The sequence below is a fragment of the Streptomyces sp. JW3 genome (genome assembly GCF_052216785.1).
In the GTDB taxonomy this organism is placed as follows: Bacteria; Actinomycetota; Actinomycetes; order Streptomycetales; family Streptomycetaceae; genus Streptomyces.
Map to the genome: position 1 here is coordinate 1 of NZ_JBQOUX010000148.1, position 16376 is coordinate 16376.

General features: G+C 69.1%; 11 protein-coding genes and 2 pseudogenes. 10 read left to right on the forward strand and 3 right to left on the reverse strand.

Annotated features, from left to right (window positions below; translation table 11 throughout):
* Positions 1-389: 389 nt before the first annotated feature.
* Genes ACTT8P_RS35235 through ACTT8P_RS35245 form a run of 3 tightly spaced genes read left to right on the forward strand, consistent with a single transcriptional unit; the run spans position 390 to position 4093 of the window.
* The gene (locus ACTT8P_RS35235; RefSeq protein ID WP_442835871.1) at positions 390-1628 is read left to right on the forward strand and encodes an ABC-three component system protein; all 1239 of its coding nucleotides are present in this window, start codon (positions 390-392) and stop codon (positions 1626-1628) included.
* A 2-nt stretch (positions 1629-1630) separates the two neighbouring features.
* On the forward strand, positions 1631-2107 hold the full coding sequence (locus tag ACTT8P_RS35240; RefSeq protein WP_442835872.1) for a three component ABC system middle component: 477 nt from the start codon (positions 1631-1633) through the stop codon (positions 2105-2107).
* 33 nt (positions 2108-2140) lie between these two features.
* Positions 2141-4093 carry a DUF3732 domain-containing protein gene (locus ACTT8P_RS35245; RefSeq protein WP_442835873.1) on the forward strand — a complete coding sequence of 651 codons (1953 nt, stop codon included), beginning with the start codon at positions 2141-2143 and terminating at the stop codon, positions 4091-4093.
* Positions 4094-4199: 106 nt separating this feature from the next.
* Here the strand turns inward: ACTT8P_RS35245 and ACTT8P_RS35250 are convergent, their stop codons facing one another.
* Positions 4200-5486, reverse strand: a complete 1287-nt coding sequence (locus ACTT8P_RS35250; protein WP_442835880.1) for an IS256 family transposase — start codon at positions 5484-5486, stop codon at positions 4200-4202.
* 103 nt (positions 5487-5589) lie between these two features.
* Between ACTT8P_RS35250 and ACTT8P_RS35255 the strand changes: the two are divergent.
* Both ACTT8P_RS35255 and ACTT8P_RS35260 read left to right on the forward strand, forming a co-directional pair.
* Positions 5590-6358: pseudogene (locus ACTT8P_RS35255) on the forward strand (transposase).
* Positions 6359-6564: 206 nt separating this feature from the next.
* The gene (locus ACTT8P_RS35260; protein ID WP_442835874.1) at positions 6565-6759 is read left to right on the forward strand and encodes an ATP-binding protein; all 195 of its coding nucleotides are present in this window, start codon (positions 6565-6567) and stop codon (positions 6757-6759) included.
* 906 nt (positions 6760-7665) lie between these two features.
* Here ACTT8P_RS35260 and ACTT8P_RS35265 read toward each other — a convergent pair.
* A complete protein-coding gene (locus tag ACTT8P_RS35265; RefSeq protein WP_442835875.1) occupies positions 7666-8736 on the reverse strand; it encodes a hypothetical protein in 1071 nt (356 codons plus the stop codon).
* 196 nt (positions 8737-8932) lie between these two features.
* On the opposite strand from ACTT8P_RS35265, the gene ACTT8P_RS35270 reads away from it, so the two are divergent.
* The 5 genes and pseudogenes from ACTT8P_RS35270 to ACTT8P_RS35290 all read left to right on the forward strand — a co-directional run bounded on the left by ACTT8P_RS35270 (position 8933) and on the right by ACTT8P_RS35290 (position 13897).
* Complete coding sequence (locus ACTT8P_RS35270) at positions 8933-9196, forward strand: helix-turn-helix transcriptional regulator (RefSeq protein ID WP_442835876.1); 264 nt, start codon at positions 8933-8935, stop codon at positions 9194-9196.
* A 169-nt stretch (positions 9197-9365) separates the two neighbouring features.
* On the forward strand, positions 9366-10211 hold the full coding sequence (locus ACTT8P_RS35275) for a DUF6083 domain-containing protein (protein WP_442835877.1): 846 nt from the start codon (positions 9366-9368) through the stop codon (positions 10209-10211).
* Entirely contained in the window at positions 10208-10690 is a 483-nt protein-coding gene (locus ACTT8P_RS35280) for a hypothetical protein (protein WP_442835878.1), read from the forward strand. Before ACTT8P_RS35275 ends, ACTT8P_RS35280 begins: the two co-directional genes overlap by 4 nt.
* Positions 10687-12153 (forward strand): annotated as a pseudogene (locus tag ACTT8P_RS35285) (UvrD-helicase domain-containing protein). The gene ACTT8P_RS35280 and the pseudogene ACTT8P_RS35285 overlap by 4 nt, the downstream one beginning before the upstream one ends.
* Before the next feature lie 178 nt (positions 12154-12331).
* Positions 12332-13897, forward strand: coding sequence for an ISL3 family transposase (locus tag ACTT8P_RS35290; RefSeq protein WP_442835881.1), 1566 nt, complete (start codon positions 12332-12334; stop codon positions 13895-13897).
* Between the two features lie 862 nt (positions 13898-14759).
* On the opposite strand, the gene ACTT8P_RS35295 is transcribed toward ACTT8P_RS35290, so the two are convergent.
* On the reverse strand, positions 14760-16091 hold the full coding sequence (locus ACTT8P_RS35295) for a hypothetical protein (protein ID WP_442835879.1): 1332 nt from the start codon (positions 16089-16091) through the stop codon (positions 14760-14762).
* Positions 16092-16376: the final 285 nt, after the last annotated feature.

Genomic DNA, 16376 nt, shown 5'->3' on the forward strand with positions numbered 1-16376 from the left:
CGCGGCTCGCGGCTCGCGGCTCGCGGCTCGCGGCTCGCGGCTCGCGGCTCGCGGCTCGCGGCTCGCGGCTCGCGGCTATGGTGCCTTTACCGTACTTCAAGCTGGTTGGCAATCCTCGGGTGGTTCGAGACGGGTGACCGCGTATACGGTAACGAACCACGGTGGCGGCCGTGCAAGCACGGGTAGCGACTCCCGCCGCCGTGTGACCCCAGGTGATCGCTTGAGTGCCGCGTGTTGCCTATGAGGTGCTAGGTTACGCCGACAGGGGAGTGACGGACGGGTTCCTGGGGATTCGGCGGCAGCCGCCTACGTCGTAAGCCGTCGCGTCTGCCCATCCGACGCGACGAGGAAACCGTCGTTCAGTACAGGCTCGACCACAAGTGGGGAACGTGGCGCAAGCAGGGTCGCATTCGGCGGCAGGCCAGATGACCGGATACCTCTACCAGTGCGAACTGGCCCTGCTGGAACTCGCCGAGCGCAGCTGGGACGACATCACGGTCGAAGTCCGTATGGAAGTCCTCGACGACATCGAATTCCTGTACGAGGAAACAGACGACCCGTTTGTGCTGCTGCAGTCCAAACACCGCGAGAACACCGGGCGGCTGAGCGAGACCGGCAAGGACTTCTGGCGCTCGGTCGCCTCGTGGATCGACGCGCTGACCGCGCTGGGCCGCCTGTCTACCGGGACGATGCCCCTGCTGCGGCTGGTCACCACCCAAGTGGCGGCCGAAGGCACTTTTCTCCACCAACTGCGCCCGGGTACCGGCCGCTCCGTAGCCGACGCCCTAGCCGGCATGGAGCAGGTCGCCCGGGCCGCCGAACCCGACACCACCGCCAAGGACCGCAAGAAGTTCACCGACCTCACACCGGCGCAGCGCTACCGGCTCGTCTCCGCCATCGAGATCAACGACGCGTCGCCGCTGATGTCAGACCTCGACTCTAGTCTGGCCCGGATACTGGGGATCAGGCCTGGCCAGCACGCCCGCGCCATCCTCGACTACATCAAGGGGTGGTGGTACGGCATGGCCGTGGAGTTGCTGGACAGGAACGGGCCACGGGCCACGGTGACCGCCAAGGAACTGCAGTGTCTCCTGGAAGAGACCCTCGACCGGTTCGCGGGAAAGAACCTGCCCGTCACCGAGACGCTGCGCCGCCTCACCGCCGCTGAGATCGCCGCCTACAAAGACCACCTGGTTGTCGCGCAGATGCGGTGGATCGGCCTGAAGGACCGAACGGTCGCCACCCACCTGCGTGACTACCACTATGCCCGCGCGCAGCGCTCAGCATGGCTGCGCGACTTCACGATCACCGAGAAGGCGCTCGAGGACTACGAGCGCCTCCTGTGGGACGAGTGGGACCACGTCTTCACCCGCCACACCGACACGATCGAGGACGACACCCCCGCCGCCGAACGCAAAGCCGTCGGTAAACGCGTCCTCGACGACTCCATGGACAAGGCCGCCGGCATGCCCGCCCGCCCCGGCAGCACCACAGAGGGATGGATCGGCCGCGGCACCATGCACAGCCTCGCCGGCAGGGCACAGAGCACCGAGGATGATGAGTCCGTCGGCTGGCATCCCGACTATCCCGACCTGTGCCAGAACCACAACGAGCAGCCAGGCCAGTGACCATGACCAACCACCGCGTTCCGGAAGCACAGGCCCTGCTCAACACGGCCTTCGGCGCCTACCTCCTGGCCACCGGCGTCCACGCCGCGACCAAGAAGGCCGACCGCCCCCTGCCCTGGCCCAGCGCCTTCCTCGTCCTGCCGTTCGTACTGCCCACCGACACCCGCAAGGACCTGCCCACCCAGGCCGTCCACTCCATGTCCGCCTGGCTCACCGAACACCCCCAGCACCAGGCCGCGTTCGCACAGCGGTGCGCCGCGCTGACCGACTACACCCGCGCCAGCCTGCGCACCGCCCTCCGCCACCACGCCATCGAGGTCACCGCGACAGGACTGCGCTGCCCCCGCGCGCCGAAGGCCGCCTCGACAGCCGCGAGCGAGGAAGTCGCGGACTGCGCCCGCCGCGCCGGCCTCGTCGGCCGCTGGCTCGCCGTCGTCGACCCCGCCCTGGCCTACAGCCTCCTGGGCGTCCGCCCCTGACCACCCTCTCTGCAAAGGAGCTTGCGAACCACCATGCAACTACTCGCCCTGGCCCTCTACCACCGAGACGGCAGGCCCACCCCGAGGGTGGTGCGGTTTCGCCCCGGGGCGCTCAACATCCTCACCGGCGAGTCCGAGACCGGGAAGTCCGAGATCCTCGACATCGTCGACTACTGCCTGGGACGCAGCACCCCCAACCTGCCTGACGAACCCATCGACCGGACCGTGGGCTGGTACGCGCTCCTGGTCGCCTTCCGCGACAGCCGCATGCTCCTGGCCCGGCCCCGGCCCGCGGGTGCCTCGACCACCCAGGCCATGATCCGCACCGGCGGCGACACCCTCGATCTTCCCCGCGCCGACGAACTGACACCGAACTCGAACGTCGCCGCATTGCGCAGCCAGGTCAGCGCCCGCCTGGGCATCGAGGACTTCCGTTTCCAGCCTCCCCCCGGCGCCGCACGCGCAGCCTTCGACGTCTCCATCGCCCAAGCGGCCCTGCTGTGCTTCCAGAACCAGAACGAGATCGCCGACAAGAAAGCCCTCTTCCACCGCCAGACTGAGACCGGCATCGCCCAGACCCTCAAGGACACCCTGCCCTACTTCCTCGGAGCCGCCGGCCCCGAACAGGCCCTGCGCCGCTACCACTTGAGTGAGGCCCAGCGCGCCCAGCGCGCCGCCCAGCGCAAGTTCGACGACGCCCAGCGCCACCGCGAGGCCGTGGACGCGAGCGGCGTCGCCCTGCTCCGCCTCGCCCAGAGCGAAGGACTCCTGGAGGAGATCCCGCCGGCCCCCGACCCCGCGGAGATCCGCGCTCTGCTAGAGCAGGCGCTCACCGTCACGGTGTCGACCGTGGGTCCGGTGGACCTGAGAGACCGGCGCCAGGGCCTGAGCGACGAGCGCCGCGAACTGCGCGAGAAGCTGCAGCAGCTCGACGAGGCACTCGCCCTGGTGGACCGCTGGCAAAAGCAGGGGGAGGCCTTCACCGGTGAACTCCACTTGCAGCTCGGCCGCCTCCAATCCATCGGTCTCCTGGGCCCCGAACGCGATCACGACACCGCCGTCTGCCCGATGTGCACGCGCCCGCTCGAGGAGCCCGACGCATCGGCCGCCGAGATCACCACGCTCACCGAGCAGCTCTCGGAAGAACTCGACCATGCCCAGACCATCCAGCCGATCCGCGACGAGCACCGCCGCTCCCTCCAAACCGAGCGGGCAACCGTCGTCGAACGCTTCCGGGTCAACGGGGCGCAGCTGAGAGAACTCGCCGCTAGCGACGAACGCATGCGCAGCCTCCAGGACCAGCACGTGCGCATCGCCCGGATCCAGGGACGCATCGACCAGGCTCTCACCGCCGGCACAGGATCACCCGCCGGCGACATCGGCGAACTGCGCAACAACCTGATCCTGGCCCAGGAGAACGCCGCCACCCTCCAGGCCCTGATCGACGAGGACGACGTCGTCGCCGAGACGGAACGGCGGCTCGCCGACATCGCCGTCAACATGACCGCCTGGGCCCGGCGTTTGAACCTCGGCCAGGCTGTATCGGCGGACGAAGTCGCCATCAGCTTGAGCCAGCTCAACGTCGTCGTACGGCGCCCCGAGGGACGCCTCCCGCTCAACCGCATCGGCAGCGCCAAGAACTGGATCGGCTATCACATGGTCGCCCACCTCGCCCTGCACACCTACTTCCGCCTCCACCACCGGCCCGTCCCCGGTTTCCTCATGCTCGACCAGCCGACCCAGGCCTTCTTTCCCGCGAAGATCAAAGACGCCACCACCGTCCAGGACGCCGACTGGGAAACCGTCACGGCCTACTTCGAACTCCTCAAGGACGTGGCCGACATCAACAAAGGCGCACTACAGATCATCGTGTGCGATCACGCCAACCTCACCGAGGAACCCTGGTTCCAGGACGCCATCGTCGAGAACTGGCGGCCGGACAACGGACAGCGCAAGGCCCTGATCCCCAACGACTGGCTCGACTGACCTCCTGAAGCGCTCAGACCCGGACCACGCCCTTCCAGGTCCCGCCACGGCTGAGCCAGCGTCAGCCGGGTCTGTCCAGCCAATGGTGTAACTCGGGTGGTGTGGGTTAGCGGCGGCCGACGGAGAGTCGGCCGTCGAAGGCGATGTCGAAAGCCTGCAGGGCGGGCTTCCAGCGCAGCGTCCAGCGTTTGCGTCCCTGACCGGTGGGGTCAAGGCTCATGACGGCCATGTAGACGCATTTGAGGGCTGCGGCCTCGTTCGGGAAGTGCCCGCGGGCCCGGACGGCTTTCCGTATGCGAGCGTTGACCGACTCGATCGCGTTGGTGGTGCAGACGACGCGGCGGATCTCGGCGTCGAACTGGAGGAACGGTACGAACTCGGCCCAGGCGTTCTCCCAAAGCCGCACGATCGCCGGATACTTGGCGCTCCACTCCTCCTGGAACTCCAGGAACCGGTCCTCCGCCGCACTCGCGGTCGCAGCGGTGTAGACCGGCTTGAGCGCGCGGGAGATCTTGTCCCAGTCCTGGCGGCCCGCGTAGCGGAACGACGCCCGGATCAGGTGGACGACACAGGTCTGGGTCACCGCCTGGGGCCAGACGGCCGAGATGGAGTCGGGCAGGCCCTTGAGCCCGTCACAGACGACCATGCACACGTCCTCGACGCCCCGGTTCTTGATCTCGGTCAGCACCTGGAGCCAGTATTTGGCGCCCTCTCCGCCGTCGCCGGCCCACAGGCCGAGGATGTCGCGGGTACCGTCCACCGTGACCGCGAGAGCGACGTAGATGGGCCGGTTCGCCACCTGCCCGTCGCGCACCTTCACGTGCACGCAGTCGATGAAGATCACCGGATAGACCGGGTCCAGCGGCCGGTTCTGCGACTCGGCCATCCCGTCCATGACCTTGTCGGTGATGGTCGAGATGGTCTGCTTGGACACGCTCGCGCCGTAGACCTCGGCCAGGTGGGCGGAGATGTCGCCGTGCGTCAGACCGCGCGCGGACAGCGACAGGACCATCTCGTCGACACCGGTCAGGCGCCGCTGGCGCTTCTTGACGATCTGCGGCTCGAAGCTGCCGTCGCGGTCCCGCGGCACCGTGATCTGAACCGGCCCCACGTCGGTCAGCACGGTCTTGGACCGGACCCCGTTGCGGCTGTTGCCGCTGCCGGCACCGGCCGGGTCGTGCTTCTCGTAGCCGAGGTGGTCGGTGATCTCACCTTCGAGAGCGGACTCCAGCACTCGCTTGGTCAACTGCTGCAGCAGCCCGCCCTCACCTGTCAGCTGCAGCCCGCTCGCGCGGGCCCGGTCGACCAACTGCCCGATCAACTGCTCGTCCAGCACGTCCGCCGACAACTCGGACGGCCGGACCCCTTCAACCGCCTCGACAGAGACAGCCACGTCGCTCATCAGGTGCTACTTCCATGATCGGGAGTTACACCGAAGACCGTACAGACCCGCGAGAAGGCCACCGCGAATGGCCGGCAGTTGAGACGATCTTGCTGTGTCTGGTTTGATCACGGCGTCCGAGCCGTCCTGGATAGCCCCGTTCACCGGGCTGAGCCCGCGGCAGTTCGGCAAGCTGGTCACCGCGCTGCGGCGCGAAGGTGCGGACCCGGTTCGCAAGGGTCGGCCGTGGAGCCTGCCGCTGCAGGACCGAGTCCTGCTGGTCACCGCTTACTGGCGAACGAACCTGACGCTGCGGCAACTCGCTCCGCTGTTTGGAGTATCCAAGTCGGCTGCCGACCGGATCGTCGATCAGCTCGGGCCGTTACTGGCCCTGCGGCAGCGCAAGCGATTCCGCAAGGAGACCGTGCTGATCGTGGACGGCACCCTGGTTCCCACCCGTGACCACACGGTCGCCGAGCAGTCGAAGAACTACCGGTACTCCACCAACCACCAGGTCGTCATCGACGCCGACAGTCGCCTGGTCGTCGTGGTCGTCCGACCAGTGCCCGGCAACCGCAACGACTGCAAGGCATGGGTGGAATCCGGGGCCAAGGCCGCCGTCGGCAACACCATGACGATCGCCGACGGCGGCTACCCGGGCACCGGCCTCGTGATGCCCCATCGGCGCCGCAAAGGCGAAGAACTCCCCGACTGGAAGCAGACGCACAACAAGTCCCACAAGCAGGTCCGCGCTCGGGTTGAGCATGTCTTCGCCCCGCATGAAGACCTGGAAGATCCTGCGCGACTGCCGCCTCAAGGGCGACGGTGTCCAGGACGCCATGAGCGGCACCGCCCGCCTCCACAACCTCGCTCTCACCGGATAGACGAGCGAGCAGGACAACGGTTGACCTCCTTCAACCCACCCCGAAGATCAGTTACGGGACAAGCCTTAGCCCATGCACGGGGGTTCACGCGCCACCAGCTCCAACGCTGGGGTGCGGACGCGGCCACCGACGAGGTGATCAGCGTGATGGCGGAACTCGCCGGGAACGCCCTGCGTCACACGGCTGCCGCCAGCGAGGGAACCTGGATGGCTCTGGGCACCAGCCCGCGCACCGTGGTGTGCATCGTGCTCGACCCCAGCCCCCGCCACCCCACCCCGCAGGTGGCCGACAGCCTGTCCGTCATAGGGCGTGGGCTGAACGTCGTCGCTGCCCTGTCCGCAGCATGGGGGTGGAGCCCGCAGGACCGGGGCAAAGCAGTCTGGGCCCGCATCCCCCTGTGACGGTATACCTCACCTCGGTATGAGGTCTGGCGGCAGTCGAGAAGCTCGGAGGATCCGGATTCGGTGTCCCGGTGAGCGGTACTGGCCTTTCGGTCACCCCCTTCTCCTCGGGCCGCCGGACCCACGCGCGTGTGTGTGTCGGTGTACGGGGTCATGGGCAGCTCTTGCCGTCCCGGGGTGCCCCCGCCCGTGCGGGCACGCGTTCTCGCGGCGCTGGTGATGCTTCCGATGGCGACGGACACGGCGGCCTCCCCGACCACAAGACGACCACCGCGACCCGCCGTTGCTAGCCCGGCCACACTGCATCGACCGGGACCGGGCGCCGGCCGGCCCCGCCGTCGATAACGCCGCCCACACCGGCAACCACCCGTCATCCCACGGCCCTGAGCCAGGAGGACCACGCTGGCCTGAAGGAAGTCTCTGCCCATTGCCCCGAACTGGAGGCAGTGGACCGTCGGCCGCCCCGTACAGGGATAGCGAGATCGCGCCTGGAGAGCCGAGCCATAGGGCCAAGATGTCGTGCAACTCCCGTACGGAGCGCTCGTGTTGGCGCTCGGTCGGCATCCAGTCGTCGTCGAGGATGTACATGCTGCGGGCGACCCGGCGGAGGATGCCCTTGTTGACCCGACGGCCAAGCTCGCCACGCAGGCCAGCGCCGCGTGCATCGTCCACTCCGATCCCCCGAGCGATCTTGCAGGCACGCCGGGAATGTGCCGTGTCAGTCCGCATCGACTGCAGTGTTCGGTCGCGTCGACCCACCGGAGCCTGTCCCGCAGACGCAGGTGCGCAACACCAGTGTCGCGCTGGTGTTCACCTCGGGGCTGCGACGGCGGGAGGGCGAGGAGAGGTGGCCGCCGGCGGCTACACGCCGCTGAAGATCTTTTCGAGCCTGATCTTCCAGAGAGGTCAGGTATACGGGCCACCTGCGTCCTTTACGCGCGGTCTCTTGGCCGGCGTCGAGGCTGGGCAGGCGTGTGCGGGCAGCTCCCACCGGACTTCGTCGTTGTCGTGATGGTGGTGCCAGGTGGTCACGAGGTGGGCGCGGACCAGCTGGTCGAGGAGGTCCTCCAGTTGCTGGGGCGGCTGCCCGCACTGGCGGGTGAGGGCATCGAGTTCGCCTCCGCCCGCCGCGGCGGTGCTGTGGGCGGCCAGGGCGAGTGCGGTCAGCCGCAGGGCGGAGGGCAGGCTGGGCGGGGCGGCCAGCGGGGTGGGGTGCAGGGCCCATTGGGCGGCGCGGATACGCGCGGCGCGTCCGGGGGCCTGGTGGAGGACGGCGTCGTCGAGCAGTTGTGCCTGGACGGGGGAGCATCTGCGGCTGGGGCGGTGCAGCCAGCCGGCGTGCTCCAGTTCGAGCCACAGTTCCGTGCGGCCGTGGAGCCGCATGCCGCGCAGGAAGCCGTGAGGCAGGCGGATCTGGCCGTGGAGGTCGGCGCGCAGCGCGCACTGCAGGGCGAGCAGCCGGGCAGCGGGGGAGGAGAAGCGGGGCAGTGCTGTGGCGAGATAGGTGAGCATTTCGCGTACGCGCTGCCGTTCTGCCGGGCCGAACGCGGGCGTGCTGCGCGCAGAGCGCGACGTGCCGGCGGTCGGCTGGGCGCGTCCGGTGGCGAGCAGGGTGGGCGGTACGACGGCGGTGTGGCTCATTGCTGCCGCGCAGGCGGCGCAGGCGTCGGCCAGCCGCCACGTGCGGCCGCTGCGGTCGCAGGTCAGGGCGAGCAGGACGGGTCCCGCGCAGCCGCGGTGGCGGGGGTGCCAGTGGCAGCCGAGTGCCCGGCACTGGCAGGTGCGCAGGTGTCCGGGCAGGGTGTCGGCGCGGGCGTGGCGGGCCAGGTGGGTGAGGGCGGCCGAGCGAGCGGAGGCAGCCGGCAGGACGGGGCTGTGCGCGCAGCGGGGGCAGGCCAGGGCCGGTCCCCCCGTCTGCGGGCGTAGGTGCACTGTCCAGATGCGCTGCACCGTGGCGTGTGTGCTGGCAAGCCGCATCGGCTCGTTGTCCCTTCCGGTCTGATCCGCGCCGGCCTTGTGCGGTGGTCTCCCGGTGCCGGGCACGAGGGGAGCCGCCCGCACCGTAGTGCAGATCCCTGCACTAGCGCAGCGCGGGCGCCCGGTGCGCCCATCTGCAGTGATAGTGCAGAAATCCGCACTGACAGGGCAGGTGTCTGCACCGTCGGATGGTCGGGTGAAGATCTTGCCGCCCGACCCGGACCGCGACGCTCTGCGTGTGACGCTGGCGCGGCTGAGGAACGCGCGCGGGTGGACCTTCGACGAACTTGCCGACCGCAGCGGCTTGGCCCGGCGCACGCTGATCGACCTCGAACACGGCCGAGCCGCCGGCACCGTCACCACGTGGCACGCTCTCGCGCACGCCTTCGATGTCCCCATCGGCCAGCTGCTCGGCTCGCTCTGCGACGACCACACCCCGCCTGGACCCAAGGGCGCCTGACTTCGGTCGCGTCAGGCCTGGCACGCCGCGCAGATCACCCGAACCGGCGAGCATGCATAGAACGCATACTCGTCGAACCGAGTCGCTGTTCGAAAACGCTGGGCCGCCCGGGGGACTGCCCGCCCGCCAGCCCCGCCCTCGGGGCGTGCCGCCTGGCACGGTCCTCGCCATGCGCCCCAACTCCGCCTCCGGCTGCCACTGGGACGGCAGCCCCCGCACCGCACCGGCGCGCCGTCCGCTGCGGGTGGCGGCCACCAGCCCCAGCCGCCTGCTGCGCGCCGGTCAGAGCGGCCGCTGCCGCCACTGCGGCAACCGCATCGACCTCTACCCGCGTGCCGACGGGCGGCCCATCGCCCTACATCCCGCTGAACTGGCCACCGCCCACGCCCCTGCCTCCTGCCACTGGCACCTGAGCTCCGGGATCGCACACCCGCACAGCGACGGCAGCGCATGGTGCCGCATTCCGCACGCCGTGCTCTGCCCGCAGCGCACGCCCATCTGCCGGATCAGCCCACCCCTGAAGTCGGTGCGCCGCCAACTCGCCGTACGAACCCGTCGCCTGATCGACACCGGTGTCTTCACCACCCCCACGGCCGCCCCCACCAGCGCAGCACCTGACGGCCCCGACCGCCCCGTCGTGCGGATGCTGCTGGGCCACTACCTCGCCGACGGCCCCCTGGAGACCATCCGCTGCGTAGCCCAGACCAGCCACCGACACCGCTGCCCCCGTCCCGTCCTGGCCCCGGACGCCCCTCCCGGATCCTGGAGGCTGCTGCCCATCGGCACCCAACGCGACCAACTCGCTCTTCAGACGACGGCCGTCTACGACCTCAGCCAGCTGCCCCATGCCGAACAACGGCGCTGGCGTATCCAGCGCTGCCCCGAACACGCCATCACCCACGGCGCCGCTGACCTGGCCCTGGCCGGATGGCAGGTCTTCGACCCCCTCCTGCACGCCAAGCACCTGCGTACCGGCCTGCCATACCCACCGGCACACGGCAGCGAAGAGAAGTGACAATGCCGCACCACGCCCTGGAAATCCTCCTGACCCGCCCTCTGGCCCCGGCTGAACTCCGCGACGCCGCCCGCGTGCTGCCAATCGCGACCAACCCCGACGCCACCCGCCTCATGACCCTCGTACGCGCCAAAACCCCCGGCCGCGCCGCACACCGGCTGCGCCAGCACCTCGCCACCCGGCTCCCCGTGGACGTGATCACCACCCACTACCCGGACGTCGGCGGGCAGGTCCTGCTCAACCTCGCTTTCCCGCCCGCCCTCCACGCCACGATCCGTCAGGCCGCGCTGGAGACGGGGCAGAACCCGGAACTCTTCGTGAAGCTGGCCCTGCACCGCGCACTGGCCCAGCACGCCAGCGACGAGGCCGACCGGCTCGACCGGGCCGTGCAGCACCTGCTCGCCGGCACCCCGGCCGCACACCTCCTGGCAGCCGTCGGCCACGCCCTGACCCGCACCCCCGGAGCAGCCCTCGCATGAACCCGACCGACGAACAGACTGCCGCGGCCGACGCCTTCCACGCCGGCCAGCACCTCGCCCTGCAGGCCGGCGCGGGCACCGGCAAAACCACCACCCTGGCGCTGCTCGCCCGCACCACCAAACGCCGCGGCCGCTACCTCGCCTACAACCGGGCCATCGCCCAGGACGCATGCACCCGCTTCCCCGGTACCGTGCAGTGCAAGACCGCCCACGCTCTGGCCTACGCCGCCGTCGGCCACCGCTACACCCGCCGCCTGAACGCCCCTCGCCGCCCGGCCTGGCAGACCGGGCAGGCCCTCGGCATCATCAAGCCGATCCGCATCGGCGAACGCGACCTCTCACAAAAGACCCTCTCCAACGCCACACTGCGCACCGTGGCCGGCTTCTGCCACACCGCCGATGAGACGATCACCCGCCATCACGTCCCCCGCCTGCGCGGTCTGGAAGACAAGGACCTGCACACCCAACTCGCCGCCCACATCGTGCCGTTCGCCCGCAAGGCCTGGGCCGACCTGCAGCACCCCGACGACGGGGCCGTCCGCTTCGACCACGACCACTACCTGAAGATCTGGGCCCTTGCCCAACCGAAGATCGACAGTGACTTCCTGCTCTTGGACGAGGCCCAGGACACCAACCCCGTCGTCGAGTAGATCTTCCTTCATCAGCGCGGTCACGCCCAGCTGGTCATGGTCGGCGACTCCGCCCAGGCCATTTACGACTGGCGCGGCGCCAAGGACGTTATGACCGGCTTCGACGGCACCCAGCTCGCTCTGTCGCAGTCCTTCCGCTTCGGCCCGCAGCTCGCTGAGGAGGCTAACCGGTGGCTGGCCATTGCCGACGCCCCGATCCGCCTTACCGGCACCGTGACCGTACCCACCGACCTGGGACCCGTCACCCGCCCCGACGCGGTGCTGTGCCGCACCAACGTCGGCGCCATGGCACACGTCATGGACCTGCTGGCCACCGGGTACCGGGTGGGCCTGGCCGGTGGAGGAGACAGCCTGCGGGCCCTGGCCTTGGCTGCCCGCGATCTCAAGGACGGACGCCGCACCAGCCACCCCGAACTGGTCCTGTTTCCCTCCTGGGGAGACCTGCAGGACTATGCTGCCCATGATCCGGCCGGTCGGGACCTGCAACCGCTGCTCGATCTCGTCGACACCCACGGCACGGACGCCATCCTCAGTGCGGTTGCTCAGCTCGTGCCCGAGCAGAAAGCTGAGGTGACCGTATCGACCGCCCACAAGGCCAAGGGCCGGGAATGGGCCCGCGTGAAGATCGCGGACGATTTTACCCCGCCCAAGGACAGCGATCAGCAGGATGACACCGGGCGCGCGGTGCCCGGCCCGATCAACGACGCCGAAGCCCGCCTTGCTTACGTAGCCGTCACTCGCACCCGCCGACGACTCGACATTGGCGGTCTGTCCTGGATCCGGGACCCCCCCGACGGCAACCCGCCGCTCTGAGATGAACTTGGGCTGCCCTCGTCCCGGACGCCAAAGCGGCGGTGTCGCCAGTCTCTGAAAAGTGGTTCTGGATCACTTTCAGTGCCGGAGCCACGGAGGGTCACCACAACCGCGATCATGAACGGCCGTGGCTGATGTACTCCTCCAGGACCTGTGGTTCCACCGGGTCGAAGATGTTGTGGTCGAAAGCGTCATAGCCGACGGCGAGTTGGTGGTCGTGCGGGCCCGGACGGCTGTCGGACGGGCTGCGTGTCCGGCGTGTGGGACGGAGTCGGGCCGGGTACACAGCCGGTACGTACGTCGGCTCGCCGACAGCGCGGTCGGCGGCCGTCCGGCGCTGATCGAGCTACGGGGCCGCCGCTTCCGCTGCTCTCAGCAGGGCTGCTTGCAGGTGACGTTTGCCGAGCAGGTCGACGGACTGACGTTCCGGCACGGCAGACGCAGCGCCGGGCTGCAGACGGTGCTGGAACGGGTGGCGGTGATGCTGGCCGGCCGGGCCGGTTCTCGCCTGGCCCACACGCTGGCGGCCAAGGTGAGCCGCTCGACCCTGTTACGGCTGGTCCGCCGCCTGGAGGACCCCGAGACCCCGACACCGCGGGTGCTCGGGGTCGACGACTTCGCACTGCGCAAGGGCCACAACTACGGCACCATCCTGCTCGACATCGAGACACACCAGCCCGTCGACCTGCTGCCGGACCGCACTACCGGGACGGTGGCCCGATGGCTCGCCGAGCATCCCGGCGTCGAGGTGATCTGCAGGGACCGTTCCACCGCTTACGCCGAGGCCGGACGCCTCGGCGCCCCGGACGCTGTGCATGTCGCGGACAGGTGGCACATCTGGTCGAACCTCGCCGAGGCGGTCGAGAAGACTGTCGTCCAGCACCGTGCCCTGCTGCGCGAGTCCCAGGACACCACCATTGCGGCGGCTGCCGAGGCCCTGGAAGGGCTGGACCTCGACGTGGCTCCCGCGGGGCCGCGGACCACCGGCCGCCTGTCCGACCGGGTTCGCGAACAGGACGAGGCCGTCCACGCTCTGCTCGAACAAGGCATCGCGATACGGGAGATCAGCCGCAGGCTGGGACTGGCCCGCAACACTGTGCGCCGCTACGCACACGCGGCGAGTGCGGACGAACTCCTGGTCGGACGGTGGACCGGCCGCACCAGCATCCTCGACCCCTACAAACCTCACCTGCACCAGCGGTGGGCCGAGGGCTGCACCGTCGCCCGCCGCCTGTTCGAGGAAGTACGCGAGCGTGGTTACCCCGGCGGCGAGAGCGTCGTGAAGGTCTACGTGGCAAAGCTCCGCGCGGACTTTCCGCCCACCCTGCCTCGCAAGGCTCCGTCCTTGCGGGACGTGACCAGCTGGCTCACCCGCCATCCCGACCGCCTCACCGACGACCAGGCCCAGCAGCTCAAAGCGATCCTGGCTCGCTGCCCCGCCCTCGACCGGACCGCCCACCACGTCCGCACGTTCGCCGAGTTGATGAACGACCGCCAGGGCAAATACCTCGACCAGTGGATCACCCGGGTTCAGGCCGACGACCTCCCTGCCCTGCACACCTTCGTCACCGGCCTGGGCCAGGACCTCGACGCCGTCGTCGCCGGTCTCACCCTCCGCTACAGCTCCGGAGCCGTCGAGGGCCAGAACAACAAGATCAAGATGCTGAAGCGGCAGATGTTCGGCCGCGCCCACTTCGGCCTCCTCCGCAAACGGGTCCTCCTCACCGCGCGAGGCCGTTCATGATCGCGGTTGTGGTGACCCTCCGTGGCTCCGGCACTGAAAGTGATCCAGAACCAAAATTCAGGAACCGTTGACACAGGTAGCAGTGGAGGGGTGCCGCCGTCGGCATGGAACGTGTCGCGCGGGCCGATGATGTGTTCCTGGTGCAGGAGGCGGGAGAGTAGAGCGTCGTCGAGGAGGTTGACCAGCCCGTCGCGGTCACTGTGACGGCCCGACAGGCGTGTGCAGTACGCGGCGCACCGTCGAACACGATGACACTGCCAGGGGATAGGCGATGACCACGTGCGGGCCAGGTGGATTTCTTCGGCGACCAGGTCCCGGATGGGGGAGTCGTAGCCCTCATCGTCGTGGAGGTAGCGGTAGATCTGCCGGATCATCCGCAGCAGCCACCGCCCCGTGCCCAAGCCCGTTTTCTGGTCGACGGCAACCAGCACCTGGGCGAGGAGGCCCAGCTCAGGGCCGAAGCGGCAGAACGACGTCTCTACGCTACGGGGGCATCCTGTAAGGAGGGCATCTCCGGCCGGAGGCCCTCCGTCGATGGCGAGGTAGGTGTCTCGGTCGTCCGTGAGCACGGTGACACCGCGGTCCTCAGGTCGTCCAGCGCCCACGCAGACCCGGTGGCGCGAACATAAGGGTGCCGAGCCCGGGTGTGCGACGCCTCCTGTCTCAGGGAGGCGTCGCACACATCCTGCAGCCGGGCGTCAGCGCGGTCCCGAGTGGGTCTCGGCTGTCGCATCTGCGGTCGGCGCGGCCGGAGCGAGACCAGTTCGCTGCCTGAAGCGCCGCCTGACGCTCCGCGCTGCGACCAGCGTGAGTGCTGCCGCAAGGCTCGCTAGATATTCGGCTGCGGCTGCGCTGAGAATGTTCACTGGCCGGCCGCCGGCACCGGGGCGGACGGGCTTGCCTCAGCACGATGGCGCAGACCCAGTCGCCTCAGCTTGCGGCGCACCCGGTTGCCGAACGCATCCGGATGGTCGGCGCCGCCCAGAGCCGCGGCCTGGGCCCATGTCACGCGCTGCGCACCGTAGGCCATGGCTACGGCTCTCTCCATGGGTGCCAGATCCGCGAGCACGGCAAGGACGCGGCAATCCTCCACCTCGCCGTGCAACAGGCCGTTCTCCGGGCGCCGGTCATCGCTGACCACATCTCTCAAGGACACTCCCGACGCGACCGGGGCCTCCAGCAGCCGCACCGTGCGGCCGCCGGATTTTCGCTCCCAGAGCGGCTGCAGACAGCGATGTTCCCTTTCGGTATGACGGTGGAGCAGCTCCATGATCTCGGCATCGCCACGCAGGTGCCGGCCAAGAGTCGCAACCCAGTCACCCAGCAGGGCCATCTCCACGGCCGCGCGCCACGCGTGCGGTCGGCCAAGATGGAGCCACGTCCGAGAGAACTCGTCCACGGCTGCCGTGTCACCCTCGATGCAGGCGTTACGTGCCACCAGCGCGGCCATGACGGCCTCACGGGTGGTGAATGCTTCTGGCCCGCTGAGCTGTTGGGCGAGTGTGTGCAGGACGGCAGCGATGAAGTTCACGGGGGAGTGCCTCGCGTCGGTGTCCCTTCTCCGCCGCCCCCTCTCCAGCAAGGCGATCCAGACGTCCTGGGCGAAGGCCCCGTCCTGTTCCTGGTCGACGTTCACGGCGTCATCGGGCAGACCCTGTGCTCTCCACATGCGCGCCATCTCATACAGGTGGCGCACGACAGCCCTGCGGGCTTCCTCACCGGCGCCGGGCACGGGTGTGGTCACTTGCCTGGTCATCCGGCGCAGCCGCTCGAACACTCGGGAGGCCGCAGGCCGAGCCTGCGCCAGCCAGGTCCCGTGCTGCACGGGCACCGGTTCGATTCGCACCGCATACACCGCCTCGTGCAGGGTCTTTCCCCTCGGGCTCGGCCGGTTGAGAGCCGGACAGCCCGCCTGCCCATCGCGGGGGCAGTCCGGACAGAGGTAGCGAAGGAGGGCGTTCCGGTCCATCAGCTGTTCCTGCGCGTAGCGCAGGAACCGGATGGTCCGCAACGCCAGTGCCTCGTCCTCGGGCGTGCAGTCCTCGATCGGTGAGGCGAAGCGGGCAGGCAGGTGCGTGGCCCGGTCCTGGGTGTCGACCAGCAGGCGAAGCACCCAGCTCTCCAACGCGGCATGAAGCGCCGGGACGCCGACGCGGTCATCGTCCTCGAGATCCGAGTAACACAGCAGGACCATGTGAAGCTCCTTACCTGTAGCGCATGATGAGGCTGCTATCCCTAAGAGGTCGTTTCTGTTGGTGGATGGGTGCCGGGCATCATGGTCGTCGACGGGAGCCGATGGCGAGAGGGCGGGTGCGGCAAGTGTCTGGAGGCGTACAAACGGCTTTGACCGAGCTGTGGCAGCAGCACTGGCCCGATTGTCCTCCGGTCGGGTACAAGCTCCGCGTGAGCTTGTTCCGCTTTGACGGACACCATCGGTGTGGTGGTCAGGCTGCGAGTGCGGTCTCGTATTCGGCGGGAC